Origin of the sequence: Streptomyces graminilatus, assembly GCF_001418565.1 — a bacterium.
Taxonomy (GTDB): Bacteria; Actinomycetota; Actinomycetes; order Streptomycetales; family Streptomycetaceae; genus Streptomyces; species Streptomyces graminilatus.
In genome coordinates, this window is sequence record NZ_LIQQ01000771.1 from 1 (window position 1) to 2,017 (window position 2,017).

Here is a 2,017-nt window from a genome sequence, read left to right on the forward strand (position 1 = left end):
CCATCCGCACCGCCCCGAGCGACCCCCGCCCCCACACCTGCACCCACGCGGACTGCACCCACACCACCGAGTTCACCCGCGTACAGCTGCGCCTCCTGTGCCGGGACTGCGGAACCGTCCACACCATCTCCGCCGAAACCCTCACCCAGGTCCTCTCCCACACCTCCGTCACCGGCTGGGGCCAGCCCCCCACCCACATCGCCGGAGTGTGGCTGTGGCCCGGGCGCCCCCCGGTCCGCGGCGCCCTGCCGTGGGAGTACCTCGTCACGCTCGACAACCGGATCCCCACCCCCACCACCGTGCACGGGATCATCACCGGCTACCGCGACGCCGACCACGTCCAGCGCTGGATCGCCGCCGCCATCCCCGACCCGGACGGCGCCCACCAGGTCTCCACCCTCCGCTGGCGCCACAGTTCCACCGGCCTCACCACCCTCGACGAGGCCGCCACCTGGACCGCCACCGCCCACACCACGCCGCAGCGCCCCCTGGTGGTGAGCGTCTGATGACCGAGAAAACCACGAACGTCCTGCTGGACGCGGTCACACAGATGGAGTCCGCGGTCTTCCGCGCCGGACAGGTGGCCCGCCGCCTGCTGTCCGAGCACCCGGACCGGACGGTGAAACGGGCGACGTGCTCGCTGTACACCTACATCGACGGGCACTACAGCGAACCGGCCGTCCCCAAGCTGGACCTGATCGCGGACAGTCTGGACGACGCCCGCGCCTGGGCACAGGCCATCGGCACCGAGCTGACACTCGACACCAGGGAGACCACCTACCACGTCTTCGAGACCGGTGTATGCGAGGCCAACGTCGACGGCGTCCTGGTCCAAGTGACCGGCTCGCGCACCCTGTCGGACGACGAGGCCGCCGCCTGGCGTACCCGGGCCACCGACGGCGGTGAGGGCTGATGCCGTCGCCTACCGACATCATCGCCGCCGTCCTGCGCCGCCCGGTCTTCCGCCGCCCGATCGTCGGCCACGAACTCCGGGGCTCTCAGGTCCAGTTGCTGGGCCGCAATTCGGACGTCACCTGGACGGCCACGGTCCCGCAGCTCGCCGAGGCCATCGACACCGCCCTACTCAAGAGCGACGAGAAGGACACCCCGTTCGTCCCGTGCACAGAGCGAGAGCGCTGGGTGCGTATCGCCGACGCCCTCAACGAGGCGCACTCGGCAGGCATGCCGGTCGGGATCGACCTGGACGGCACGCTCACGGACCACCGAATGTGGTCCGTGGTGTGGGACCAGACCACCCGACGGTGGACGGTCGCCGGATACGAGGACCAGACCGAGGCCGCACCAGCCGTCGAGGAGAAGGACACCCAGACCGGCAGCCAGCCGGCCGGGGCGGCGTCCACTGCTCGCACCGAAATACTCCGCGCCCTACAGGCCTACGGCCACAGCGACGCATCAGCCCTCGTCGTCCTCCGCCGCGCCGACCACGAGCCCCACGACCCCGACCCGAACCCCGACTTCCGCGAAACCCTCGACGGCGGCCACGCCCTGGTCGTCGAGTACGGCGACTGCGAAATGCACGCCTCCTGCCAGTGCGGCACCCGCTTCGGCCTCACCACCCCCGACGCCTCCCTCGACACGTTCGTCCCTGCCTGGGAGCACCACACCAACACGGAGGTGTCCTGACATGGGCACCACCCCGGAACGGCGTACCGCCAACCACGCCCAGATCGCTCACCAGTTGACCGCCCGGCCGTACGAGTGGGGGACCGTCTCCACCTACCCGGCCGCCTACGTGGTCGCACAGATCGCGCGCAGGATCCGCGAAGCCTCCGGCAGGTACCACGTGTACGGGCCCGCTGGCTCCTTCGAGACCCGCGCCACGCCCGTCCAGGACGGCACCCTCCTCGAAGCCCGCTACGTCCGCGGCATCGCCCGCCCCCTGCCGGGCCTGATCCAGGGAACGCCCGACACCGCACACGGCGACGTCCTGCAGCGCCCGACCGTCACCCCCACCGGCATCGACCAGGTGTGGCCCGACGCCCTCACCGCCCTGCAC

The 2,017-nt window shown here is 71.1% G+C and carries 3 protein-coding genes and 1 pseudogene; all 4 read left to right on the plus strand.

Translation table 11 applies throughout. The features are described 5' to 3' along the window. A partial coding sequence (locus tag AOK08_RS48620) for a hypothetical protein (protein WP_055535660.1) occupies window positions 1–506 on the plus strand: 506 nt, incomplete at its 5' end. Further along, complete coding sequence (locus AOK08_RS41345; RefSeq protein ID WP_055535662.1) at window positions 506–913, plus strand: hypothetical protein; 408 nt, start codon at window positions 506–508, stop codon at window positions 911–913. The genes AOK08_RS48620 and AOK08_RS41345, both read left to right, overlap by 1 nt. After that, window positions 913–1,644, plus strand: a complete 732-nt coding sequence (locus tag AOK08_RS41350; RefSeq protein WP_055535664.1) for a hypothetical protein — start codon at window positions 913–915, stop codon at window positions 1,642–1,644. Before AOK08_RS41345 ends, AOK08_RS41350 begins: the two co-directional genes overlap by 1 nt. 1 nt (window position 1,645) lies before the next feature. Next, window positions 1,646–2,017: pseudogene (locus tag AOK08_RS41355) on the plus strand (hypothetical protein); the annotation flags it as partial.